This window comes from Pyxidicoccus caerfyrddinensis (assembly GCF_010894405.1).
Classification (GTDB): Bacteria; Myxococcota; Myxococcia; order Myxococcales; family Myxococcaceae; genus Myxococcus; species Myxococcus caerfyrddinensis.
The window spans coordinates 104,858-129,775 of the sequence record NZ_JAAIYA010000031.1; the positions used below are offsets into that span (position 1 = coordinate 104,858).

The window sequence follows — 24,918 nt, forward strand, 5'->3', positions numbered from 1 at the left end:
CTGTTAGCGGGCGTCCGTCTCCGCGGCGGGGATGGGGAAGCGCTCGTGCGGCGCGAAGCTGGGGTCCAGCTCGCGGGGGAGCGTGTCCAGCCGGTTGTAGCGGCGCAGGTCGATCCACCGGTGGCCACCCTCGAACAGGAGCGAGTACCGCTTCTGCTTCAAGAGCTCGTCCAGGGCGTTGGCCGCGGTGATGTCCGTCCGGGCAGCGAGCCGGCCGGAGCGGGTGCGGATGTAGTTGATGTCATCCGCCGCCGGGCCGATGTTGCCCAGGCCGATGTTGGCCTCCGCGCGCAGGAGGATGAGCTCCTCGTTGCGGATGATGGGCACCGGCGACTCCGCGCTGGGGTACAGCGTGAAGGCCAGGTCCGTGGACAGCTTGCCGTCCGCCGCGGTGGCGGCCTTGTCCAGCTTCTTCGTCTTGCGCGACACGCGGTCATCCACGCTGTCGTTCGCCTGTTTCTCCGCGTCCGTCACGATGGACGGGTGCGCGAAGATGGTCGTGCTGAGCAGGTTGTTGTCCAGGTCACCCGAGGCCGCGCGGAACACGTGGTAGACGCCACGGTTCAGCGAGGTGAGGGCGGCGCCCTTGGCGCCGTCGTCCGCGGGGATGCTGGAGTCGATGAACGACTGGCTCAGCGCCGTCAGCGCGTCGGCGTAGTGGCCCTGGTACACCGCGACCCGTGCCTTCAGACCGCGGTTGAACTTCAGGAACGCGTCCGCGGTGGTGAAGTCGTCCGTCGGGGTGCTCGGGTCACCCTCGAACCCGGTGCTCAGGCGGAACGGGAAGGCCACCTTGCCCGCGGCCGTCAGGTGCGTCGCGGCCTGGTCGAGCAGCCCGGAGATGTGGTCGAACACCTCCGCCTTGCTCTTGAGGTCGGCCAGCTCCGTCAGGGGCTTGTCCACGTCGATGGCCGCGCCATTCGTGTCACGCGTGTTGATGACGACCAGGAAGTCCAGCGCCTGGAACGTCTTCGCGTAGCCGCGGATGGCCTCCTTCTCGGCATCCGACACGCTGGTCGACGGCAGCTTCTCCATCGCCGCCAGCAGCGTGTTGGCGTTGCGGATGTTGGCGTACGGGTTCGTCCAGAAGTTGCCGCCGAACGCCGGGCCGCCCGGGTCCAGCGCCGGGCCGAGCAGCTCTTCCACCGGGCGGGGCTCCGCCGGGTCGAAGATGAACGCCTCGCGGCCGATGACGCCCAGCTCGGCCACGTAGCCGTTCTGGGCCGCCAGGCCGACCCGGTTCCCGATGATGAGACCCGTGGCCGCGGTCAGGACGCGTGACTTCGTCGGGTTGTCCCGGAAGTCATCCAGGCTGACGTTGTCCAGGTCGTCGACGTCCAGGCTTCCGCAGCCGCCCAGGCCCAGCGCGGCGCACAGCACCACCACTGCACTCTTCGTCCGATACATGTTCATGGCCTTAGAACCCGACGTCGAGCGACGTCCAGAAGCTGCGGCTGGGGGGGAACGGGGCGACGTCGATATTGCGAGCGATGGCCTGGTTGCCGAAGTTGCTCACTTCCGGATCCAGACCCGAGTAGCTCGTGAAGGTGAGCAGGTTGCGGCCGCTCAGGCTGAGCCGGGCGTTCTGCACCTTCGGAATCGCGGACACCCACTTCTTGGGCAGGTTGTAGGTGAGCGTCACCTCGCGCAGCTTCACGAAGCTGGCGTCCTCGATGTAGACGCCCGCGTTGGCGCGGCGGTCCGTCAGGCGCTGGCGGCCGCCCGTCTCGAAGTCCTCGGACGTGCCCGCGGCGTCATACAGGAACCGGGTCAGGTTGATGATGTCGCTGCCCTGCTGCCAGTGGAACAGGAAGGACAGGGTGAAGTCCTGGTACTTGAGGCTGTTGGAGAAGCCCATGATGAAGTCCGGCTCGGTGTCGCCGAGCTTCTTCACCGACAGGTTGCCGTCCGCGTCCCGGACGTTGCCGACAATCTGCGTCGCCGACGCGCCCTGCTCGATGCGGAAGGCGCCCAGGCCCGTGCCGAAGCCGCCCGTGAGGAACGCGGGCACCGGCAGGTCCGTCACCATGCTGCGGTTGAGCGCGAACGTCGCCGAGCTCGTCCACTCGAAGGCGCCGCGGATGGGCGTCACCTGCACCATGGCCTCGATGCCGCGGTTGCGCAGCGAGCCACCGTTGAAGATCTGCGTGGTGAAGCCGGTGGAGGGGGGCAGGGTGCGCTGCAGGATGAGGTCGCTGATGGTGCGCTGGTAGAACGTCAGCTCCGCCACCACGTCGCCGCCGAAGAAGAGACCGTCGATGCCCGCCTCGATTTCGCGCTGACGCTCGGGCTTGATGGTCGGATCGCCGGCGATGCCGGAGCCGAGGAGGCCCGGGTTGCCCTCGATGTTGTTGATGGTCGGCAGGCTGTTGAACTTCATGCCGTACCGGGGCTGGTTGCCCGTCTCACCGTAGGCCACGCGCACCTTGAACTCGTTCACCTTGGGGTGGAACGAGGGGATGCGGTAGGCGGTCGCCAGCTTCGGGTAGAAGTACAGCGCGTTCTCGTTGCCGTTGGCGCTGCTCTGCTCGCCTCGGATGGCGCCCACGAGGGTGAGCCGCTCGTCCAGGAGGAGCATCTCCTCCTGCACGTAGTAGCCGCGGTCCCGGATGAGCTGGCGGTCCTGCCGCACGCTCACCACGGTGCCGGAGTCCACGTTCGGCTGGCCGGCGTTCAGGTTCTCGCTGATGACGTACACCGAGTTGACGCTGCGCTCCTCGAGCTGCACACCACCGGAGGTGGTAGAGACGAGGGACTTCGACGCCGGCCGGTACGTGTGCACCAGGTTGAGGCCGGTGTTGATGTTGCGCACCTGGCTGGTGCCGAACAGCGACGTGCCCGGGAAGGTGTCGTCCACCGGCTCGAAGTTGAGCTCGGGCGGGAAGACCACCTGGTTCTCCTGCTGGAAGCGGTCCACGCCGGCGTTGGCGAGGATGCGAAGGTGGTTCTCCTCCGTCTTCAGCAGGTGGATGGTGGCATCACCCGCGCCGATGAAGCGCCACACGTCCTCGTCGTTCTTCACGAGCGCGGCCGTCTGCAGCGGGTTGGCCCCGTTCCCCAGGAAGGGGTTCGTGGGGAACACGCCGGACGAGTCCGCCTGGAGGTTCAGGAACTCGGGCGCGTACGGCATCGTCATGTAGTACGTGATGGTCTGGTTGTCGTTGTTCGTCAGACCGCGCTGCCCCAGCGTGTGGAGCAGGTTGGTGGAGACGTTCAACTCGACAGCCTCGCCGAGCGTCTGACCCAGGTTGAGCCGGAACGACTGCTTCTCGTAGCCGGTGTTGGCGATGATGCCCTCGTCGTTCTTCACCATGGCCGAGGCGAAGTACTTCAAGGTGCCCGCCGCGCCGCTGATGCTGGCCAGCGTCTCCGAGGACAGGTCGCGGCGGCCCGCGAGCGCGGACTCCTGGTCATAGGTGCGGCCGGGCACGTAGTACTGGGCCGCGTCCTCACCGAAGGTGTCGATGACCTCTTCCACCGTCTCGAAGCGGCGGGTGCCCAGCTTGTTGGCCAGCGAGTAGAAGCCGAGGCGCTGGGTGATGTCGACCTTGGGCGCGCCCTCGCGGCCGCGCTTGGTGTTGATGATGACCACGCCGTTGGCGGCCTTGGAGCCGTAGATGGCGGCGGCGGACGCACCCTTGAGGACTTCGATGCTCTCGATGTCGTTGGGGTTGATGTCCGCGATGCGGTTGACCTGGTTGTCCTGCGTGGGCGACGGGTTGGAGCCCGTCACCGAGTCCGTCACGGTGTAGATACCGGACGCAATCGCCACGTCGCTGACGAGCACGCCGTCGATGACGTACAGCGGCTGCGTGGAGCCGTTGATGGTGGACACGCCGCGCAGGCGCATCTGCATGCCGCCGCCCGGAGCGCCGGAGTTGCTCTGGATGTTGGCGCCGGCCACCTTGCCCTGCAGCGCGCCGTCCACCGTCTGCGCGGGAGCGCGGTTGAGGTCCTCGGCATTCACCGAGGCCACCGAGTTGGCCAGGTTCTTACGCGCGACCTCGGAGGCGCGGCCGACGACGACCATCTCCTCGGAGAAGACGTTGTCGAGCTGCACGGTGAGCTCGCGCTGGTTGGCGCCGACCTTCACCTCGCGCTCGCCGTAGTCCTGGCTGGAGAAGAGCAGCGTCACCGGCCCCTGCGGCACGTTGGGCAGGGAGAAGGTGCCGTCCAGCTCCGTCTCCACGCCCTGGGTGGTGCCCTTGATGATGACGCGCACCAGGGGCAGCCCTTCGTCCGTCAGGCGGTCCGCCACGCGGCCCTTGATGGTGCGGCCTGCCACCACCTCCACCGCTGCCGGCTGCGACACCGGAGCGGGTGCCGCCGGACTGGCTGGCGCTGGGCTCGCGGGAGCCTGCGCCGCGGGCGCCTGGGGTTCGGGAGCCGGCGCCGCGCTGTTCGCGTCCTGCGCCAGGGTTTCCAACGAAAAGAGTGCAATTACGCACCCCGGAATCAACGCCCTTCTCAGCGTCATTCGGTCCTCACGTCTCTGCGTTTGAACGGCCCCCCCTGAAGGATGCCGTGGACTTGAATCGTCCCCGGCTGAACGCTTCCGAGTCAACGACATATCGGGATTTCAGGAACTTGCTTGCCGCTGCAGAGCGACAGGAATTCTCCGTCCCGGTGATACATGGCCGCTCGGGACTGAAACATGGAGGGCCCCGCGGACCCACCCATCCGGTAGGGCGCTCCTTGGAGGCCCTGGCAAGTCCAGGAGCGCTGTCACAAACCGTGCCGGGGTTCCCCAAGGCCTCGGGGCGTTTGTCATGCCCCCCACCGGAGAAACCCTCGATGCCAGTCCCCCTCACGACGCGCGCGCCCTTCGCGAGCGCGCGGCGTCTCTGTACATCCTCGTCCCATCCGTGCGTGGTCGCGCTGCTCCTGGCGCTGACCGTTTCCTGGCCTGCCAGCGCCGGCCCGCTTCCCTGGCGCACCGCGGTGTCGCTGCCGCTCGCGCCGTGTCCGCCGATCACCGCGCCGGTGGGCCACTGGCCCCATGACGTCGTCGGCACGGCCCGGCCCACCTTCTCGTGGACGGCGGTGAGCGGAGCCACCTCGTACACGCTCTACGTCCTCGACCCGTCGGAGAACATCGTCGTCCGGCAGACGAACCTCACGCAGACGTCCTTCACCCCCACGAGTGACTTGCCCGGAGGCATGCAGCTCCGGTGGAAGGTGAAGGGCGAGAGCCCCTGCGGCCCGGGGCCGTACTCACAGGACCTCTACTTCACCGTGCCGGGCCCTCCGGCGCCGCCCACGGTGCGGATTGTCGCGCCCGCTGACGAGAGCATGGTGACGGGGCCGGTGGACGTGCAGGTGCAGGTCAGCCCCGACACGCGCTTCGTCGAGTTCTATGTGGACGGCGTGTACCTGGCGACGCAGAGCGGGGGCACGTACCGCTTCCCGTGGAACCCGGCCGTCAACCCGCTGCCGGCGCCGAACCATGCGATGCAACTGGGTTACCATTTCGTGGACGGCCGCTATGGGAACTTCCGCTCGGAGGTGTCCGGCTACACCAACCTGTATTACGCGTGGGCGCGGCGCGGGTACGAGCCGGACAGCACCGCGCCGGACTCGGTGTGGCTGCCGCTGATGCAGGCTGCGGTGGCATCCGCCGCCGCCGAGGGCTGGAACATCCAGCTCAACCTCAACCTCCAGGAGCAGACGCCGGGCCGGGTGACGCCGCTGGATGCGGTGCTGGACCTCGTCGCGCCGTACTGGAGCCGCGTCGCGCGAATCGAGCTGGCCTCGGGGCCCGACTGGAGCCGCGCCGAGACGGAGGCGCGAATCCTGGACCTGCGGGCGAGGCTGAGAGCGCGGGGGCTCGCCGCGCGGCCCATGGGCAACGTCTACAGCATCGACCAGGTGCGCACGCTGGACGCCATCTTCGCCACCGGCCTTGACTTCGTGGGCATCGAAGCCTTCCTCGACGGCCCGGGCCACCCCATCAGCCAGGGCAACACCGGGTACCTCGTCTCGCGAGTCACCGAGGCGAAGCAGCGCGTGCCCACGAGCAAGCTCATCGTGCTGGTGGTGCAGTCGGACACGCGCAACGGCACGTGGACGAACCTCGACAACCTCAGGGACTTGCAGCTCACGCCCTACTACCACCTGGCCGCGAATGACCCGCGCGTCGTCGCCCTCACGCTGTACACGTACGGCCGGCCCCAGGGCGCGCGAGACAACCCCGTGCTCAAGCCGGCGCACATGCGCATCGCGGAGAAGCTGTTCGGTGTCTCCATCCCCGGCGCGAAGTGCGGGCGGAGGACGCTGACGGCCGCTGCCTACAACGCACAGGGACAGGGCCAGCTGCAGAACGTGGAGGTGACTGTGGCGGGCCCCGGCTGCCCATAGGGCCCGTGTCCCGCGCGACTCGGGGGGGACCGCTGTGTCGTCCGGCGGTCCTTCCCGTTCGCATGACTGGCAACACTCGCGGGGAGTCCGGCGACAATCCCGGCTTTCCGAAGAGGAGCGTTGCGCATGCAAGCCTGTCTCGCCCGTCAGTCGTATCTCTGGGTCCTCGCGCTGGTGCTGGGCGCATGTGGTGCCGAAGTCGTGGAGCCGGCCTCGGAGGCGGGGCGGGCTCCGCCTTCCGTGGCGTCGGTGGAGCAGCCCGCGCTCACCGGCCCCTGCGCGGGCAACACGGCCTTCCAGGTGGGCGCGGGCGTCTACGACATCACCGGCCCCGCGGCGGAGCTGGGGATGATGGGCTACGCGATGCTGGAGCAGAAGACGGCAGGCATCCACCAGCGCCTGCGCTCGCGGGCGTTCGTCATCGCCTCGCCGTGCAACGGCAAGCGCGTGGCCTTCGTGAGCGCGGATGCGGGCTTCGTCGGCCAGGGCGTCAAGCAGCAGGTGGTGGAGCGGCTGAAGGCCACGTACGGGAGCACGTACTCGGATGACAACGTGGTGCTGAGCGCCACGCACACGCACAGCGGGCCGGGCGGCTTCTCACACTACGCGCTCTACAACCTGACCATCCTCGGCTACGACAAGCAGAACTTCGACGCCATCGTCGACGGCATCTACCAGTCCATCGTCCGCGCGCACGGCAACCTCACGGCGGGCACGGTGCGCTTGGCGTCGAATGACTTGCTCAACACCAGCATCAACCGCTCGCCAGAGGCGTACCTGCGCAACCCGGCCACGGAGCGCGGGCAGTTCGGCTACGACACCGACAAGCAGATGACGCTGCTGCGCCTGCAAACGAGCACGGGGCAGGAGGTGGGGCTCATCAACTGGTTCGCCGTCCACGCCACGTCCATGGGCAACGACAACTTGCTCATCAGCGGCGACAACAAGGGCTACGCGTCGTACCTCTTCGAGAAGCTCAAGGGCACCAACTACACGGCCGCGAAGACGTTCGTCGCCGCCTTCGCGCAGAGCAACGAGGGCGACGTCACGCCCAACATCTACGGCGGTACCAATGGGGGCGGCGCCAACGACTTCGAGAGCACGGAGCTGTCCGGGCGCAAGCAGTACGACCTGGCCCGCGCGCTGTATGACGGCGCGGCGCAGTCGCTCACGGGCGCGGTGGACTACCGCCACGCCTACGTGAAGATGGACGAGGTGCAGGTGGCCCCCGCGTACACGGATGGCGTGGCGCGCACCACCTGCGAGGCCGCCATCGGCATCTCCATGCTGGCCGGCGCCGAGGACGGCCCGGGCTACGGCAGCGAGGGCGCCACGTGCGAGGACATCCACGACCTCTGGGGGGCCATCTCCTGCGCGGTCACCACCACGCCGTGCCAGGGTGAGAAGCCGATTGTCCTGGAGATGGGCACCATGCAGCCCTACCCGTGGACGCCGGAGGTGCTGCCGCTCCAGGTGGTGACGGTGGGCAACGTGGCGCTGGTGGCGGTGCCCTTCGAGATGACGACCATGGCGGGCCGGCGGCTGCGCAAGACGGTGCAGGCGCAGCTCGCGCCGCTGGGCGTGGACACCGTGGTGATTGCCGGCCTGTCCAACGCGTACGCGGGCTACCTCGCCACGCGCGAGGAGTACGCGAAGCAGGACTACGAGGGAGCCTCCACGCACTTCGGTCCGTGGCAGCTCGCGGCGGTGCAGCAGGAGGCGGACAGGCTGGCGGCCGCGCTGCGCAATGGCGTGTCCGTCCCCGCGGGCCCCACGCCCCGGGACTTGCGCAATGAGCAGACGACGGTGCAGACGGGCGTGGTGTTCGACGACAAGCTGCTGTCGGTGAGCTTCGGCAGCGTCGTCACCAATGCGCTCGCGTCCTATGCGCGGGGCGCGACGGTGAGCGTGAAGTTCTGGGGCGGCCACCCGAAGAACAACCTGCGGCGGCAGGGCAGCTTCCTCCAGGTGCAGCGCAAGTCGGGCACGTCCTGGGTGACGGTGGCCAACGACTGGGACTGGGAGACGAAGTACCGGTGGGAGCGCAACAACTGCGTGCCCACGTTCGCGTGCTCACACGTGACGGTGGAGTGGAAGATTCCCACGGACGCCGTGCCGGGCACCTACCGCATCCGCCATGACGGTGACTGGAAGTCCGGCTGGGACGGCCTCATCCGCGCCTACACGGGCTACTCGCGCGAGTTCACCGTCAATTAATGGCACGGGGAGGGTAGGGGGCCCGTGGCCCGCCGCCCGCCGGGAGACAGAGCAGGCTCACCCGGGGCGGGCAGGACACAACTGTCCGCCCCCAGGGGTTTTCTCCTATCAGCCGCCGCCCGAAGAAGGGGGCCTGCGCACCGTCCGGCAACCGCAGTGGGCGGGCGTGACGCGGAAAGACGTGTTGCCCCCGGGCCCGGCCCTCCCATAAGAGACCCATCGGACATGGCGATGAACGAGCGTTACGAGCCGCAGGCGATTGAAGGCAAGTGGCAGACCCGCTGGGACGAGGCGGGCATCTTCCGGGCAGGCAAGTGCCCGGGCGCACCCAAGAAGTACATCCTCGAGATGCTGCCGTACCCCAGTGGCAAGATGCACATGGGGCACGTTCGCAACTACCTCATCGGGGACGTGTACTCGCGCTACTACCTGATGCGCGGGTTCGACGTGCTGCATCCCATGGGCTGGGATGCCTTCGGCCTGCCCGCGGAGAACGCCGCCATCAAGGACGGCGTCCACCCGGCGGTGCGCACCGAGGAGAACATCGCCTCCTTCAAGAAGGAGATCAAAAGCCTCGGCTACGCGTACGACTGGGACCGCGAGGTCAACACCAGCCGGCCCGAGTACTACCGCTGGAACCAGTGGTTCTTCATCCAGATGCTCGAGCGCGGGCTCGTCTATCGCCGCTTCAGCAAGGTGAACTGGTGCACCGGCTGCCACACCGTCATCGCCAACGAGCAGGTGAAGGACGGCGTCTGCGAGCGCTGCGACTCGCCCGTGGTGGACAAGGAAATGCCCGAGTGGGCGTTCCGCATCACCCGCTACTCGCAGGACCTGCTGGACGCGCTCGACACGCTGAAGGAGTGGCCGGACCGCATCACCTCCATGCAGCGCAACTGGATTGGCCGCTCGGACGGTGCCGAGGCCGACTTCCGCGTGCAGGGACATGACGCCTCGCTGCGCGTCTTCACCACCCGCATCGACACCATCTTCGGCTGCACCTACGTGGTGCTCGCGCCGGACCACAAGCTGGTGGCCCAGGTGACGACGCCCGAGCGCCGCGCGGACGTGGAGGCCTTCGCGAAGCGCATGGCCGCCCAGTCCAAGACGGAGCGCCTGGGCGAGGACGCGGAGAAGGAGGGCGTCTTCACCGGCGCCCACGCCGTGAATCCCTTCACCGGCCAGCCGGTGCCCATCTGGATCGCCAACTTCGTGGTGAGCGACTACGGCACCGGCGCCGTCATGAGCGTGCCCGCCCACGACGCGCGCGACTTCGCCTTCGCGCGCAAGTACAGCCTGCCCATCAAGGTGGTGGTGCAGCCGGCCACCGGCGACAAGCTCCCCGAGGGCAGCAAGCTCGAGGCGGCCTATACCGAGTACGGCGTGCTGGCGGACTCGGGCGAGTACACGGGCCAGACGTCCGAGGTCGCGCGCCAGGCCATGGCCGCGAAGCTGGAGAAGGACGGCACGGGAAAGACGACGGTGACGTACCGCCAGAAGGACTGGGGCTTCAGCCGCCAGCGCTACTGGGGCACGCCCATCCCCATCGTCTACTGCGAGAAGTGCGACCCCCAGCGCCACGGCATCCCCGTGCCGCTGGACCAGCTCCCCGTGCGCCTGCCGGACATCGACACCCAGGCGGTGCTGACGGGCAAGGGCGAGCCGCCGCTCGCCAAGGTGCCCTCGTGGGTGAACACCACCTGCCCCAAGTGCGGCGGGCCCGCGAAGCGCGAGGCGGAGACGATGGACACCTTCGTCGACTCCTGCTGGTACTTCGCGCGCTACCTGTCGCCGCACTACGACGCCGCGCCGTTCGACCCGAAGGCGGCCCAGCGCTTCCTCCCCGTGGACGTCTACGTGGGCGGCCCCGAGCACGCGGTGATGCACCTGCTCTACTTCCGGTTCTGGACCCGCGTGATGAAGCTGCTGGGCCTGAGCCCCGTGGACGAGCCCGTCAAGCGGCTGATTACCCAGGGCATCGTCAACGGCCCGGACGGCCGGAAGATGTCCAAGCGCTGGGGCAACGTGGTGGCGCCCGCCTCCATCGTCCAGAAGTACGGCGCGGACACCGCGCGCGCGTACGTGCTCTTCGCCGGCCCGCCGGAGCGCGACTTCGACTGGTCCGATGACCAGGTGGAGGGCGTCTTCCGCTTCCTCAAGCGCGTCTGGACGCTGGCGGCCACGCACCACGCCTCGGTGGCCAGCGCCACGCACGACGGCGCGTACGAGGGCAGGGCGCTGGAGACGCGCCGTGCCGCGCACAAGTGCCTGAAGCGGGTGGGGGAGGCGCTGGAGCGCCTGTCCTTCAACACCGCCATCGCCGGCATCATGGAGTGCATCAACGCGCTCTACGCGCAGGGCACGCCGGAGACGCCCGCGGAGAAGGCCGCCATGGCCGAGGCCATCCGGCTGCTCGCGGTGGTGCTGACGCCCTTCGCCCCGCACATCGCGGACGAGCTGTCGGAGGCGTACGGCTCCAAGGAGCTCACCGTGTCCCGCCCGTGGCCGGACTTCGACCCGGCGCTGGTGGTGGACGACGTCATCCCCTACGCCGTGCAGGTGAACGGCAAGCTGCGCGCGGAGATTCGCGTCGCGGCGGACGCGGGCGAGGCGGACGTGCGCGCGGCGGCGGAGGCGGACGAGAAGGTGCAGGCGGCGATGGCCGGCAAGACGCTGCGCAAGTTCGTCTTCGTCCCCAAGCGGTTGGTGAACTTCGTCGTCGGCTAGCGCGGGGACCTCCGGTGCCCGTCGAAGTCCTCGTCATGTGCGGTGCGTGCGGGCGGCCCCAACCGGCGGGCAGCCCGCGCTGCATTGCCTGCGGGGCCCCGCTGCCGGAGGCGCCCCTGCCGGAGGCACCGGGGGGCCGGGCGCCCTTCCTCGACGCGGACCTGGGCGGTGGGCGCTCCCTCTCCGGTGAGGGGGAGCGGCTCTCCTACCGGGCCGCGCCCATGCAGACTCCCCAGGAAGTGGACCTGGGCAGCCTGCGCGGCGTGGAATTGCAGACGCACTTCTTCCGCGAGGCGCTCGTCCTCGTGGCCTTCGCCGTCCTGGGCTTCGTGGCCCACGCGCCCGCGCTGAAATTGCTGTCCTTCGGCGTGGCGGCGCTGGGCGTGCTGCTGGCGGTGGTGTGCCGCTCCCACGTACTCGTCCTGGAGACGTCCGCTCCCGGCAGGGTGCGCTGGCCGCTGGGGCTGGCGCGCCGCGGCTCCGAGCGGGACGCACGCCTGCTGGCCGCCTGGGCCACGCTGGCGGACGTGGTGCGCGCGCGGGGCGTGCCCGTCCGGGTAGGGGGCTCGCGGCCGGCGGAGCCGCCTCCGCCGCGACCTCCGGGGCCGCACGACGGCCCTCGCGCTTGACGGGGTGGCCCGGCCCGGTAGGGTGCCGCGCATGTCGCGTCCCTTCGCGCCCGTGTTTCAGCGCTTCCGGCCCGTGGTGGGCGTGTGGCTGGCCTGCGTGGCCGCCAGCGCGGGGTGCGGCTACCGCTTCGTCGGGAAGGGCGAGGGCCTGCCGGAAGGCGTGACGGCCCTCTGCGCGCCCGTCTTCACCAACGAAACGCCGGAGCCCACGCTGGAGGCGCTCTTCACGCGCTACCTGCGCCAGGAGCTGACGCGGGTGGGGCGGCTGTCGAGCGGGACGGCGTGCGACTCGCGCCTGGAGGGCACGGTGCTCTCGGTGTGGAACTCGCCCACCGTCGCCGGCAACTACTTCCGCATCTCCGCCACTGTCCGGCTGCGGCTGGTGAAGGACGGACAGGTCCTCAAGGAGTCGCAGGTGGGCGGCACCGAGGAATACCTGCTGGGGACGGGGGACATCCTGGAGACCGAGGCCAGCCGTCAGGCCGCGCTGGACCGCCTGGCGGAGGTGCTCATGCGCGACGGGTACGATCGGCTGGCCAGCGCCTGGTGAGGAGACCGAAGCCTCCTCCCGGCAGCCTGCTCAGCTAGACGAGGGGCCGCGAGAAGCGGCCCCGGGGACGGCTCAGGCCTTGGCCTTCGTGGCCGCCTTGGCGAGGCGGGAGATGCGGCGGGAAGCGGTGCGCTTGTGCAGCACGCCCTTGGAGGCGGCCTTGTTCAGCGCCTTGGAGGCCGCCTTCAGCGCGTCCGTCGGGTTCCCACCCTTGGTGGCGAGCGCCTCACGGGCGGACTTCACGGCGGTCTTCACCTCGCCACGGACAGTGACGTTGCGCGCGCGACGCTTGAGGGACTGACGGTGACGCTTCTCTGCGGACTTGGTGTTGGCCAAGGAAATCTCCAGCGGAATGGCAGGCTAAAAGAGGCGCCGTCCTTACTGCGACGCTTCACGGGCGTCAAGGCAGGTGTGCGCGTCAGACCGGGTTTTCCGGACTGTGGGTGCGCACCCCGGGCACCTGCCGGTGAGAATCAACCAGCGGAGGTCGCGTATTCCCACACCAGCCCGGCGGGGTCCATGAAGGTGAGGCGTCCCTCTCGGAATTCGGCCCCGGTTCCGGGGCGGACCTCCTCCAGCGCGGCCCGCAGCCGCTCCACGGCGCCGTGGGAAGGGGCCTCCAGCGTCAGGATCAGCGCCCCACCCCCGGCCGGGGCCGTCCCCGCCCCCGCGCCCGTGAAGACGACACGCAGGGCGCCATCGCCGTAGGCGGCCTCGTCCGGGCCGGTGCGCAGGGTGCCCCACCCCAGCCGGGGCGCCACCGCGTCCCAGAAGGCGCGCTGGGCGGGCAGGTCCGCCACCTGGAAGCGCAGGGTGGACACGGCGGCGCGGGGCAGCCAGGCGGGCGGCGGCAGGGACTTCTCCTTCACCTTCGCGGCCTGCCAGTGGCGCTCCATGTGCTCCAGGGTGGCCCCGCCGAAGGGGACGCCCTCGGCGCGCAGCTCGGACTCGATGTGCTGGAAGCGCGTGGTGAAGCGGCGGATGGCCATCCGCAGCGCGTCCTCGGCGGGCGTCTTGATGAAGCGGGCCAGGTTGGCCAGGGAGAAGAGGACGTCGCCCAGCTCGTGCTCCATGGCGTCCCGGCTCCCGGAGGCGATGGCCTCGTCCAGCTCGTCCAGCTCCTCCGCCAGCTTGCCGCGCACGCCCGCGAGGTCCGGCCAGTCGAAGCCGATGCGGCTGGCCTTCTCGGTGAGGCGCTCGGCCCGCATCAGCGCGGGCGCGGCGACGGGCACCCCGTCCAGCACGGAGCCCTCGCTGCCCGTCTTCCGCTTCTTCTCCTCGGCCTTGAGCTTCGCCCAGTTGGCCAGCACCTGCTCGGAGCCCTCCACGCGCTCCTCGCCGAAGACGTGCGGGTGCCGTCGGGTGAGCTTGTCGCTGATGCCCTTCGCCACGTCGGCCATGGTGAACTCGCCCAACTCCGCCCCCAGCTGTGCGTGGAAGACCACCTGGAAGAGCAGGTCCCCCAGCTCCTCGCACAGCGTGCGCCAGGAGCCGCCGTACCCGACGCGGTCCATCTCCTCCAGGACCTCGAAGGCCTCCTCGAGGAGGTAGGGGCGAAGCGAGCGCAGATCCTGCTCCCGGTCCCACGGGCAGCCGTTTTCGGCCCGCAGCCGCCGCATGATGTCCACCAGTCGCTCCAGCTCGGCCCCGGGGTTCCGCGTCGTGTCCACCATGCGCCGTCCTGTAGCACGCGGTGTAACGCCCAGAACGGACAAAGGCGGGCGAGAGAGTAGGCGTTCGCTTTCGTGGTTTGACCCGGGTCGCCTATCATCCGCCCCCTGGATGATCCGCCACCCGCTCCTCGCCCTCGTCCTCTGCGGCCTCGCGCTACTGGCTCCCGGGGTGGCGTCCGCGCAGATTGAAGCGCCGTCCCGCCTCCAGGAGGTGGATCCGAGCGCCGTCGAACCCGACCTGCGCGATGACTCCTCCTACGACCCGGGGGATCAGCCCGTGGAGGACATCCCCGACGAGCCCGAGCCCCCTCCCGCGCAGGACGACGACGCGCCGCCCGCGAAGGCCACCAGGGGGGCGAAGGGTGGCAAGGGCGCGAAGGACGTGGAGGCCGTTCCCGCGAGCTCGAAGACGCCGGCCGCTCCCGCCCCCGTCGCGGCGCCCGTGGGGCCCGTTCCGCCGCCCCGCCCGGCCGTGTCGCAGGTGCTGGCGCCGAGGGTGACGGACGCGGAGGTGCTCGCGGTGTGGGACCGCTGGCGCCAGGCCCGCGCGACGAATGACACGGCCTCCGCGGACGCGGCGCTGAAGGCGCTGGTGACGCTGCGCGCGGAGCTGGTGGCGTCGGACCTGGAGCCGCTCAGCGTGGGCTTCCTGCGCGAGTCCACCGTGCGGCGCCGGGCGGGCGACATGGCCGGCGCGGTGCGGCTGGCGGAGCTGGCGGTGCAGCTGTCCCCGGGGCTGCCCTACGCCCGCTTCGCGCTCGCGGAGGCGTACGCGCTGGCGGAGCCGGGCAATGTGTCCCGCTACCTGGGCGAGGCGCGCGCCGCCTTCACCGGGCTGATGGGCGACGCGCGCTACCGCCGGCCGGTGCTGGCGGACCTGGGCGCGCTGGTGCTGCTGGCCTGGGCGGCCACGGCCGCGGCCCTGGTGGGGCTGCTGTTCCTGCGCCGCGTGCGCTACGCGTTGCACGACTTCCATCACCTGCTGCCGCGCGCGGTGTCGCGGTGGCAGTCCGCGCTGCTGGGCCTGGCGCTGCTGGCGCTGCCGGTGGCCCTGGGGCTGGGCGGGGTGGCGGTGCTGCTGGTGCTGCTGGGCTCGGTGGCCCTGTACCTCTCCCGCGCGGAGCGGGTGGTGGCGGCGGTGCTGGTGGCGGGCGTGGGGCTGGCGCCGCTGGCGGCCGGGCAGCTCGCGCGGGTGACGGCCTTCGCCGGCACGCCCGCCGAGGACGTCTACCTCCTGGAGCGCGGCGGCCTGTCCGCGGAGGCGGCCATGGCGCGGGTGCTCGCGCGGCAGGAGTCGCGCGCGGCCACCTTCGCCGAGCTGGACGCCCTGGCGCACTACGAGTCGCGCCGGGGGCTGCTGGAGGAGGCGAAGACGCACTACAAGGCGGCCTCCGCGCTGCGCAGCGGTGACGCGCGGCTCTTGACCCGCTTCGGCAACGCGCTGGTGGGGCTGGGGGACGCGGAAGGCGCGGCGCAGCTCTACGTCCAGGCCACCCAGTCGGACCCGACGCTGGCCGCGCCGCACTACAACCTGGCCCAGGTGTACCGCCGCCGGGCGAAGACGCTGCCGGACTCGGAGGTGGGCCAGGAGCTGGACCGCGCCGCCACCGCCATCGCCTCCGCGCAGTCGCTGGATGGCTCGCTGCTGGGGCGTGATCCGCCTCCCGAGGAGCGGCTGCTCCTGAACCTCCTGATGCTGGCCCCTTCGCTGCCGGAGGCGGAGTGGCTGTCGCTCGCGGACGGCACGGAGGCGGGGCGCCGCGTGGAGGCGCAGCTGGGGCGCTGGCTGCTGCCGGGCGTGTCTCCGGGGCCGGTGGCCTGGGCGGCGCCCGCGGCGCTGGTGGTGCTGCTGGCCCTGTGGGGGCTGGCGGGTGAGAAGCTCAAGGCCGCGAAGGTGTGCGAGCGCTGCGGCCGCGCCGTCTGCGTGCGGTGCGACCCGGAGCTGGGCGTGGGCAGCAAGCAGTGCGGCCAGTGCGTGAATGTCTTCTCGCGCAAGGGGCTGGTGCCGCAGCAGCTGCGCAACCGCAAGCAGGGGCAGGTGGAGCGCCACCAGGCGTGGGCGGGCCGGCTGTCATACGCGCTGGGCGCCGTGCTGTCGGGCGCGGGCCACGTCGCCTCGGGGGTGCCGGTGCGCGGCGCGCTCTACGCCTTCTTCTTCCTCTTCGCGCTGTCCGCGACGCTGCTCCACCACGGGCTGGTGCGCGCGCCGTACGGTGATGTGCCGCTGTACCTCAAGCTGGTTCCGGCGGTGCTGCTGCTCGTCGGTGTGCATCTGCTATCGCTGCGCGGCCTGCGCCGGCTGCGTCGGGGGGAGTGAGAGAACATGTCCCTCCAGGGAACACTGAAGGACTTCGGCATCGGCGACATCCTGCAGCTCATCGGGCAGCAGCAGAAGACGGGCACGCTGCACTTCCGGAACAAGGACCAGGAGGTCCGCGTCGGCTTCAAGGACGGCCACATCATCAAGGCCGAGAGCCTCACCCGGAAGCGCAAGGACCTCATCGGCGCCATGCTGGTGCGCTCCGAGCTCATCACCGAGATGCAGCTGGAGGCCGCGCTGGAGACGCAGCGGCGCACCCTCAAGCGGCTGGGAGACGTGCTCGTCTCCACCCAGGCCCTCACCGCCGAGCGCTTCCAGGCGATGATGCAGCTCCAGGCGACCGAGACGCTCTACCGCCTCTTCACGTGGAAGGCGGGCACCTACGAGTTCATCCAGGAGCCCGTGGAGCCCGACGCCGAGGCCATCAACCCCCTGCGCGCCGAGACGGTGCTCATGGAGGGCTTCCGGATGGTGGACGAGTGGCCCGTCATCCGGAAGAAGATCCACCGCGACGACCTGACCTTCGAGCGCCTCAAGGCGCTCCCGCAGCCCCGGCCGGGTGAAGAGGGCGGGGAGCTGGGCTCCATCGGCCCCACCGAGCGGCGCGTCTACGAGGAGATCTCCCCCGGGCGCGACCTGCGCAAGCTCGTGGACGTCTGCTGCCTGGGTGAGTTCGAGACGTGCAAGGCCCTCTTCAACCTGGTGAAGGGGGAGTACGTGCGCGCCGTCCACCCGGAGGGCGTCCGCGCGCCCGCGCCAGGGGACGAGCGCCTGCTCGCCCGGGTGGGGGGCACGGTGGGCCGCGTGGTGGCCACCATGGTGGTACTGGCCGCGCTGGCCCTCGTCGCCTCCCGGAGCGCGTACGCGAGCCCCGAGGGCCTCGCCGCCACGTCCTTCACGGATCCGGCGGCCCAGCGTCATGTTTCCGAGGCCCAGCGCGTCCGCATCGCCGCGGCGCTCGAAGTGTTCCGTCTGGAACGCGGAGAGCTCCCGGAACGCCTGGATTCTTTGGTACAGGCAGGATTGTTGGAGCCGGAAGAGCTCAGCTACCCCTGGCGGGAGCAGTATTATTACCGACGGATTGCCGCCCGGCAGTTCGTCCTCCTGCCACCCTTGCGCTAGTCCCGGGCGAAAGTCGTCTTTCGCGACCCGGAGCCCGGCGTTACGTTGTGGTCAGCCGTTGTGACGTCCTGACCGAGGAACGACCCGCATTGCGAAATCCCGCCACGTTGGAATCGCCCGAAGTCCTCACCACCTCCGCCTCAGCCAAGGTGGACGTTCGTGACAACGCGACCGCCCTGGCCCTCTGCGGCAATCAGAACGAAAACCTCAAGTTGATGGAGCGGCGGCTCGGCGTCCGCGTCGGCCAGCGGGGAACCGAGTTCCACCTGTCCGGGCCTTCCGACGCCGTGGCCTTCGCCGTGCGCCTCCTGGAGAACCTGGAGGAGATGATCCGCGCGGGCCGTCCCGTCTACCGCGAGGACGTGGAGCAGGGCATCAAGGTGCTCGGGCGCGGCGGGGCGGAGTCCCTCCAGGAGGTCATGCTCGGGCCCGTGCTGAAGAGCTCCGGCAACCGCCAGATCTCGCCCAAGAGCATCAACCAGAAGCGCTACGTGGACGCCATCCGCGCCCACGACATCGTCTTCGGCATCGGCCCCGCCGGTACGGGCAAGACGTACCTGGCCATGGCCATGGCGGTGGCCTTCCTGCAGGAGCGCAAGGTCAAGCGCATCATCCTGGCGCGCCCCGCGGTGGAGGCCGGCGAGAAGCTGGGCTTCCTCCCCGGTGACTTGCAGGAGAAGGTGAACCCCTACCTGCGCCCGCTGTACGACGCGCTCCACGACATGATGGCGGCCGAGCGCGCCGCGCAACTCCTGGAGCAGGGCGTGGTGGAAGTGGCCCCGTTGGCCTTCATGCGCGGCCGCACGCTGAACGACGCCTTCGTCATCCTCGACGAGGCGCAGAACACCACCGTGGAACAGATGAAGATGTTCCTGACGCGACTTGGCTACAACAGCAAGGCGGTCATCACCGGTGACGTGACGCAGGTGGACCTGCCCACGGGGAAGATGTCCGGCCTCAACCACGCGCGCTCGGTGCTGAAGAAGGTCGAGGGCATCCACTTCGCGGAGTTCTCCGAGGTGGACGTGGTCCGCCACCCGCTCGTCCAGGAAGTCATCCGCGCGTATGACCGCGCGGAGCTGGCCAAGCTCGAGGCCCAGCTCGCCCGCGAGGCGGCCGCCGGGACTCCGCAGCCCGCCGCAGCCGCGCCCGTCGGTAGCGAGTGACGGAGCGACTGCCCACGTACGCCCACCCGCGCATACCCTGGCGGGCGGGCGTACGGTATCCCACCCTCGTGAATTTTCCCTGGCGTTGCGTCCTTGATGGATCCGCGACGCCTTATCTAGGGTGAGGACCCCCATGGCCGAACCGGAAACGCAGCCCCCCGGGCCCAGTCCGCTGGACGCGCTCGCCGATCGCCTCGGTCTGGGCAATGGCGTCTGGGGTCGGCGCGCCATCCAGGTCTTCCTGCTGCTGGCGGTGGCGGTGGGGGCCGGCTTCGTCATCTCCCCGGGCCTCTACAGCCAGCAGATTCCGGCGCTGACCGAGGAGCACGTCGGAAAGCCGTTCCGGGCCAGCTCTCCGGCCGGCTTCAAGGCCGCGCGCGACTACGAAATCGTCCACCGCGCCATGACGCAGCAGCGGCGCCAGGATGCGCGCGGCGCCGTCCGCCCCGTGTACGACTTGAACCCCGCCGTGGTGGGCACCCTGCGCACCACGGTGAGCGCCGCCTTCCGCACCATGCGCGAGCGCCTGGACGAGCTGGCCGAGGCCCAGGCCGAGCAGGAGCCCGAGGAGGGGCGCCGCCGCAAGCCGGCGGCACCGTCCGCGGAGGACGTGGAGCGCGAGCGCCGCGCCCGCGAGGCGATGCTGGCGGAGTTCCAGGACCTGCTCTTCGGCCAGCGCGACTCGGGGCTGGAGCCGGAGGACTTCCAGGCGCTGTTCGCCACCCGCTTCTCGCCGGAGGCGGAGACGGCCACGCTGTTGGTGCTGGAGCGGGCCTACCGCTCCGAGCGGGGCCAGGTGCACGTGGCGGGCTCGCGCGATGAGCTGGCGCGCGAGGCCCCGCAGGGGCTCACCGTCCGCGACGTGGTCTACAAGAGCGAGGAGACGTTGCCCGGCGCCGCGCCGCAGGTGGTGGACGTGCGCGAGGCGCAGCAGGAGATGGACCGCTTCGCCTCCATCCCCGGCAACCTGCTGCCGGACGCGCCCGGCGTTCAGCGCCGCGCCGTGCTGCGGCTGGCCAAGCGGCTGGTGCGTCCCAACCTCACCATCAACATCGCGGAGACGGACGCGCGGCGCACCCAGGCGGCGCAGGCGGTGAAGGACGCCGTCATCTCCATCAAGAGGGGCCAGCGCGTCATCGGCGACGGCGAGCTCGTCAACGAGACGCACCTGGTGATGCTGCGCGGCATGCGCGCGGAGACGGACCAGCTGGACCTCTTCTGGCTCCAGTTTGGCGGCACGGGGCTGGTGGGGCTGCTGGTGGTGTCCTCGTACGTCTTCTGCCGCGCGGCCTTCCGGCGCTTCCGGCCCACGCGCAAGGACGGGCTCCTGCTGGGCCTGCTGCTGGTGGGCCTGCTGGGCCTGCTCCAGGTCTGGGTGTCCATCGCGGACGCGGTGCAGGACCGGTACACCGCGCTGCCGATTGAAGCCTTCTACTACGCCTTCCCGGTGGCGGCCGGCGCCATGCTGGTGCGCTTCATCCTCACGCAGGAACTGGCGCTCTTCTTCGCGCTGGTGTTCGCCTGCCTCGCCGGCGTCATGCTGAGCAACTCGCTGGCCTTCGGCATCTACACGCTGGTGGGCTCGCTGGTGGCGGCGGACCGCATCGTCAAGGCCAAGGACCGCGTGGGCATCTTCCGCGCGGGCCTGCTGACGGGCGCGACGAACATGGTGGCGGTGGTGTTCCTCTTCCTCGTGGAGGGCAAGGGACTGGCGGGCGACACGCTCATCACCGCGCTGTGCGCCTTCGTGGGCTCCACGTTGGCCGTGCCGGTGATGGTGATGGCGCTGACGCCGCTCATCGAGTCCACCTTCGGCTACGCCTCGGACATCAAGCTGCTGGAGCTTGCCAACCTGAACCACCCGGCGCTCAAGGAGCTCATCGTCCAGGCGCCCGGCACCTACCACCACTCCATCATCATCGGCTCGCTGGTGGAGAACGCGGCGGAGACCATCGGCGCCAACCCGCTCCTGGCGCGCTCGTGCGCGTACTACCACGACATCGGGAAGGGCAAGAACCCGCTCTACTTCGGGGAGAACCAGAAGGGCGAGAACCGGCATGACCAGCTCGCCCCCGCGATGAGCGCCGTCATCATCAAGCGCCACGTGACGGAGGGGCTGGAGATGGCCCGGCAGTACCGGCTGCCCAAGCTGGTGGCGGACGCGATTCCGCAGCACCACGGCACGCGCACGGTGGGCTACTTCTTCCACAAGGCGTTGAAGGAGCAGGAGGGCAAGGAAGGCGCGCCCCCCATCGACGAGAGCATCTACCGCTACCCGGGCCCCAAGCCGCAGTTCCGCGAAGCGGCGCTGGTGATGATCGCCGACGCGGTGGAGGCCTCCACGCGCTCCATGCCGGACCCCACCTCGACCAAGCTGCAGGCGCAGGTGCAGAAGATCATCAACCTCATCTTCTCCGAGGGGCAGCTGGACGAGTGTGACTTGACGCTGAAGGACCTGAACCTCATCGCGCAGTCCTTCCTGCACACGCTGGAGGGCATCTACCACACGCGTCCGGCGTACCCGGCGGGCGCGGTGGGCGGGGGCAAGGCGCCGCCGCTGGTGGTGGCGGGCGGGATGAAGGTGTCGGACGGCAAGGACAAGGCACGCACCGCGGGGATGTCATGAGCACGGCGCGAGGAGCAACGGCGTGAGACTCCGCAAGGGGAAGCTGATTCCCCGCGACGACGGCAAGCGCATCGAGGAGTTCGTGGGAGCGGCCACCACCGGCACGGAGGCCACCTCCGTCGCGCGGATGCTGGCCCCACCGGGCTGGTCCGAGCCTGCCCAGCGCCCCGAGTTCGACGAGGTCGTCATCGTCGTCACCGGCGAGCTGACGGTGGTGGTGGACGGGCGCCGCGAGCGCGTGGCCGCGGGCGAGGTGGGCCTGGTGCCGCGCGGCAAGCGCGTGGTGTACCGCAACGACGGCCAGGGTGCGTGCGACTACTGGTCCGTGTGCGCGCCGGCCTTCCGCCCGGAGCTGGCGCACATGGAGACGCCCGCGCCGCGCGAGGCCGAGTACCACGTCACCGTGCAGATGGCGCACCCCCAGGGCCGCGAGTACTCGCGGCTCTTGTCGGGCTGGGCGCGCGACTATCTCAAGCAGCTGGACCTGTCCGGCTGCGAGCTGTCGCTGTCGCTGGTGGATGACAGGGCCATCCGCCGCCTCAACCGCACCTGGCGCAACAAGGACAAGGCGACGGACGTGCTCAGCTTCCCCGCGGGGGAGTTGCCCAAGGGCACCCCGGGGCCGCGCCCGCTGGGCGACGTGGTCATCTCGCTGGACACGGCGAAGCGGCAGGCGAAGGAGTACGGCCGCACGTTGGAAGCGGAGATGGCGCGCTACCTGGCGCACGGCCTCCTGCACCTCCTGGGGCACGACCACGAGAAGCCGCGCGACGCGAAGCGGATGGCGGCGCTGGAGGAGCAGCTGCTGGGCGAGCACGGCATGGTGGCGGACTCGCTCCAGGTGGATGCGAAGGCGCGCCGGGCCCGCAGCCTGATGTAGGCCCTTCCTCGGCCCCCCGCCGGACAATCCGGCATCCTCCGGTTGAGTCGGGCGGCACGCATGATAGGTAGGCCGCCTCCCGTGTGTTGGACGGACTCCATGCCCCGCCTGTCACTCATCGCTACCTGCCTGCTCGGCCTGCTCTTGTGGACGGCCCCGGCCCACGCGCGCGAGATCTCCATTCCGCCCTGGGGTTCCGGGCAGAGCCAGGGCGAGGACCTGTCCATCTGGCTGGTGACGTTCAGCCCCGGGGACGACGTGCCCTCGTGGTGGGGGCACGGCTCGCTGGTGGTGGAGGACAAGCGGCTGCAGCAGTCGCGCCTCTACAACTACGGGATGTTCACCTTCAACGACACCATGCTGGCCCGCTTCGCCATGGGCCGCCTGGAGTTCTGGGTGGGCCACTCGTCCGTCGGCTCCACCTTCCGCTACTACCAGGCGGAGGACCGCGACGTCCGCATCCAGGAGCTGAACCTCACCCCGGAGCAGCGCGTCGTGGTCGCGAAGGCGCTGGCGGACAACGTGCTGCCGGAGAACCGCGAGTACCTGTACCACCATTACAACGACAACTGCGTTACCCGGCTGCGCGACATGATTGACGTCGCCACGGGCGGGCAGTTGAAGGAGATGGACCGGGCTCCGGGGCGCATGACGCTGCGCGAGCACACGCGGCGCTACACGGCGGTGAATGCGCCCATGAGCGTGCTGCTCGACTTCATGATGAACGATGAAATCGACCATCCCATCACGAAGTGGGAGGAGGCCTTCCTCCCGGACGAGCTGGAGATGCAGGTGGCGGCGCTCCAGGTGAAGGGCGCGGACGGGACGCAGCAGTCGCTGGCGGCGAAGACCTGGAACTACTACGAGTCCCCCACGCGCAAGCGCCCGCCCGCGGAGCCTCCGGCGTGGGGCCCCTGGATTCTGGCGCTCGGCGTGGCGCTCGGCGGCGCGGCGGTGGGGCTGGCGGCGTGGGAGCGGCGTGGCAGCCGGGTGGCTCGGCTGCTGCTCGCGCTGGAGAACGGGGTGCTGGGGCTCGTGCTCGGCATCCCCGGCACGGCGCTGTTCATCATGTGGCTGGTGACGGACCACACGGTGACCTACCGGAATGAGAATCTCTTCCTCGCCAACCCGCTGACACTGCTGGCGCTGCCCTTCGGTGTGGCGCTGATGTGGAACAGCACGAAGGCGCGCGCGCGGCTGTTCAAGATCTGGCTGGTGCTGGCGGCCTCGGGCGTGCTGGGCGTGGTGCTGAAAGTGCTGCCCCCGTTCGACCAGGATAACTGGCGCCTCATCGCGCTCATCCTGCCCATCTCCGTGGGCATGGCCGGCGCGTTCGGGCTGGACCGGGTGCTGGCGCGGCTGCGCGGGACGCATCGCGCGTCAGCCGGGCGGGGGGATGCCGTCCCTTCGCTCAAGACTCCCTGACCCTTTTTCTAGCTCTCAACCCCTTCCCGAGCGCGGCGCGCGAATGCCGCCGCGGACACGAGGACGACACCATGGCGAACGATTCGATGGAGAAGGTCAACGGCCTGAGGGAGCGCGTGTTGGCGCTCCGGGGGCATCTTTGACCTCGACCGCAAGCGCTCTCGCATCGCGCTGATTGAAAGGGAGTCCACGCTCCCCACCTTCTGGGACGACCACGCCAAGGCCCAGGGGATGTTGAAGGAGAAGTCCACGATGGAGGCCAGCGTGGGCGCCTACGACAAGGTGATGCGCGGGCTGGACGACGCGCAGGCCCTGCTGGAGCTGGCGGCCGAGGCCAACGACGCGGACACCGCGAAGGAGGCGGAGGGCTCGCTGGAGGGCCTGGAGGGCGAAGTCGGCAAGCTCGAGCTGGCGCGCATGCTGTCGGGCGAGCAGGACCGCAGCAGCTGCTTCATGGACATCAACGCCGGCGCCGGCGGCACGGACTCCATGGACTGGGCGGCCATGCTGTTGCGCATGTACACGCGCTACTGCGAGGCCAGGGGCTGGAAGGTGGAGATCAACGACGAGGTGCCGGGCGAGGAGGCGGGCTTCAAGAACGTCTCCCTGCGCATCGAAGGCGACTTCGCCTACGGCTACCTCAAGGCCGAGGTGGGCGTGCACCGGCTGGTGCGCATCAGCCCGTTCGACGCCAACGCGCGGCGCCAGACGGCCTTCGCGTCCGTGGATGTCTACCCGGAGGTGGATGACGCCATCCAGATCGACCTCCCCGAGAAGGACATCGAGCTGAAGTTCATCCGCGGCAGCGGCGCGGGCGGCCAGAAGGTGAACAAGACGTCGTCCACCGCGCAGCTGCGCCACCTGCCCACCGGCATCATCGTCACCACCCAGACGGAGCGCTCGCAGTCGGCCAACAAGGAAATGGCCTTCAAGATCCTGCGCGGCCGCCTGTACGAGCTGGAGATGAAGAAGCGCGAGGCCGCGCGCGACGCGGCGGAAGCGCAGAAGAAGGACATCTCCTTCGGCTCGCAGATTCGCAGCTACGTGCTCGCCCCGTACCGCATGGTGAAGGACCTGCGCACTGGCGTGGAGACGGGCAACGTGGACGCGGTGCTGAACGGCGACCTGGAAGAGTTCGTCACCGCACAGCTGCTCGGGGTGAAGAACCCCAACCGCTCCGCTGGCGCGGACTAGGACTTCCCGTCTCTCCCACCCGGCCCAGCCCT

At 69.9% G+C, this 24,918-nt stretch carries 16 protein-coding genes; 12 read left to right on the forward strand and 4 right to left on the reverse strand.

Annotated elements, in window-relative coordinates; genetic code table 11:
- Positions 1 to 3: 3 nt before the first annotated feature.
- Positions 4 to 1,413: a RagB/SusD family nutrient uptake outer membrane protein gene (locus tag G4D86_RS45210; protein WP_164001384.1), complete on the reverse strand. Its 1,410-nt coding sequence runs from the start codon at positions 1,411 to 1,413 to the stop codon at positions 4 to 6.
- A gap of 4 nt (positions 1,414 to 1,417) precedes the next feature.
- Positions 1,418 to 4,285 carry a SusC/RagA family TonB-linked outer membrane protein gene (locus tag G4D86_RS45215; RefSeq protein ID WP_164001480.1) on the reverse strand — a complete coding sequence of 956 codons (2,868 nt, stop codon included), beginning with the start codon at positions 4,283 to 4,285 and terminating at the stop codon, positions 1,418 to 1,420.
- Between the two features lie 509 nt (positions 4,286 to 4,794).
- On the opposite strand from G4D86_RS45215, the gene G4D86_RS45220 reads away from it, so the two are divergent.
- From G4D86_RS45220 to G4D86_RS45240, 5 genes are all read left to right on the forward strand, one after another.
- Positions 4,795 to 6,357: an Ig-like domain-containing protein gene (locus G4D86_RS45220; protein ID WP_164001386.1), complete on the forward strand. Its 1,563-nt coding sequence runs from the start codon at positions 4,795 to 4,797 to the stop codon at positions 6,355 to 6,357.
- A 126-nt stretch (positions 6,358 to 6,483) separates the two neighbouring features.
- Positions 6,484 to 8,574, forward strand: a complete 2,091-nt coding sequence (locus G4D86_RS45225; RefSeq protein ID WP_164001389.1) for a neutral/alkaline ceramidase — start codon at positions 6,484 to 6,486, stop codon at positions 8,572 to 8,574.
- 225 nt (positions 8,575 to 8,799) lie between these two features.
- A complete protein-coding gene (gene leuS, locus G4D86_RS45230; protein WP_164001391.1) occupies positions 8,800 to 11,301 on the forward strand; it encodes a leucine--tRNA ligase in 2,502 nt (833 codons plus the stop codon).
- 14 nt (positions 11,302 to 11,315) lie between these two features.
- On the forward strand, positions 11,316 to 11,930 hold the full coding sequence (locus G4D86_RS45235; RefSeq protein WP_164001393.1) for a hypothetical protein: 615 nt from the start codon (positions 11,316 to 11,318) through the stop codon (positions 11,928 to 11,930).
- Positions 11,931 to 11,961: 31 nt separating this feature from the next.
- Positions 11,962 to 12,480: an LptE family protein gene (locus G4D86_RS45240; RefSeq protein ID WP_164001395.1), complete on the forward strand. Its 519-nt coding sequence runs from the start codon at positions 11,962 to 11,964 to the stop codon at positions 12,478 to 12,480.
- A gap of 72 nt (positions 12,481 to 12,552) precedes the next feature.
- Here the strand turns inward: G4D86_RS45240 and rpsT are convergent, their stop codons facing one another.
- On the reverse strand, positions 12,553 to 12,816 hold the full coding sequence (rpsT, locus tag G4D86_RS45245; protein WP_164001397.1) for a 30S ribosomal protein S20: 264 nt from the start codon (positions 12,814 to 12,816) through the stop codon (positions 12,553 to 12,555).
- 137 nt (positions 12,817 to 12,953) lie between these two features.
- Positions 12,954 to 14,153, reverse strand: coding sequence for a nucleoside triphosphate pyrophosphohydrolase (gene mazG, locus G4D86_RS45250; protein WP_164001399.1), 1,200 nt, complete (start codon positions 14,151 to 14,153; stop codon positions 12,954 to 12,956).
- A gap of 109 nt (positions 14,154 to 14,262) precedes the next feature.
- Between mazG and G4D86_RS45255 the strand changes: the two genes are divergently transcribed.
- The 7 genes from G4D86_RS45255 to prfB all read left to right on the forward strand — a co-directional run bounded on the left by G4D86_RS45255 (position 14,263) and on the right by prfB (position 24,886).
- Complete coding sequence (locus G4D86_RS45255) at positions 14,263 to 16,470, forward strand: tetratricopeptide repeat protein (protein ID WP_164001400.1); 2,208 nt, start codon at positions 14,263 to 14,265, stop codon at positions 16,468 to 16,470.
- A gap of 6 nt (positions 16,471 to 16,476) precedes the next feature.
- Complete coding sequence (locus G4D86_RS45260) at positions 16,477 to 17,595, forward strand: DUF4388 domain-containing protein (RefSeq protein ID WP_164001402.1); 1,119 nt, start codon at positions 16,477 to 16,479, stop codon at positions 17,593 to 17,595.
- Positions 17,596 to 17,684: 89 nt separating this feature from the next.
- Positions 17,685 to 18,761 (forward strand): PhoH family protein, encoded by a 1,077-nt coding sequence (locus tag G4D86_RS45265; protein WP_164001404.1) that lies wholly within the window; start codon positions 17,685 to 17,687, stop codon positions 18,759 to 18,761.
- Between the two features lie 133 nt (positions 18,762 to 18,894).
- The gene (locus G4D86_RS45270) at positions 18,895 to 21,387 is read left to right on the forward strand and encodes an HD family phosphohydrolase (RefSeq protein ID WP_205520359.1); all 2,493 of its coding nucleotides are present in this window, start codon (positions 18,895 to 18,897) and stop codon (positions 21,385 to 21,387) included.
- A 22-nt stretch (positions 21,388 to 21,409) separates the two neighbouring features.
- On the forward strand, positions 21,410 to 22,267 hold the full coding sequence (ybeY, locus tag G4D86_RS45275) for an rRNA maturation RNase YbeY (protein WP_164001408.1): 858 nt from the start codon (positions 21,410 to 21,412) through the stop codon (positions 22,265 to 22,267).
- Between the two features lie 99 nt (positions 22,268 to 22,366).
- Positions 22,367 to 23,692, forward strand: a complete 1,326-nt coding sequence (locus G4D86_RS45280; RefSeq protein WP_164001411.1) for an Lnb N-terminal periplasmic domain-containing protein — start codon at positions 22,367 to 22,369, stop codon at positions 23,690 to 23,692.
- Between the two features lie 71 nt (positions 23,693 to 23,763).
- Positions 23,764 to 24,886 (forward strand): peptide chain release factor 2 gene (gene prfB, locus G4D86_RS45285; protein WP_240360840.1). Its coding sequence is split into 2 segments (ribosomal slippage): positions 23,764 to 23,832 and positions 23,834 to 24,886, totalling 1,122 coding nucleotides; the frame shifts between segments, so codons are not numbered across the junction.
- Positions 24,887 to 24,918: the final 32 nt, after the last annotated feature.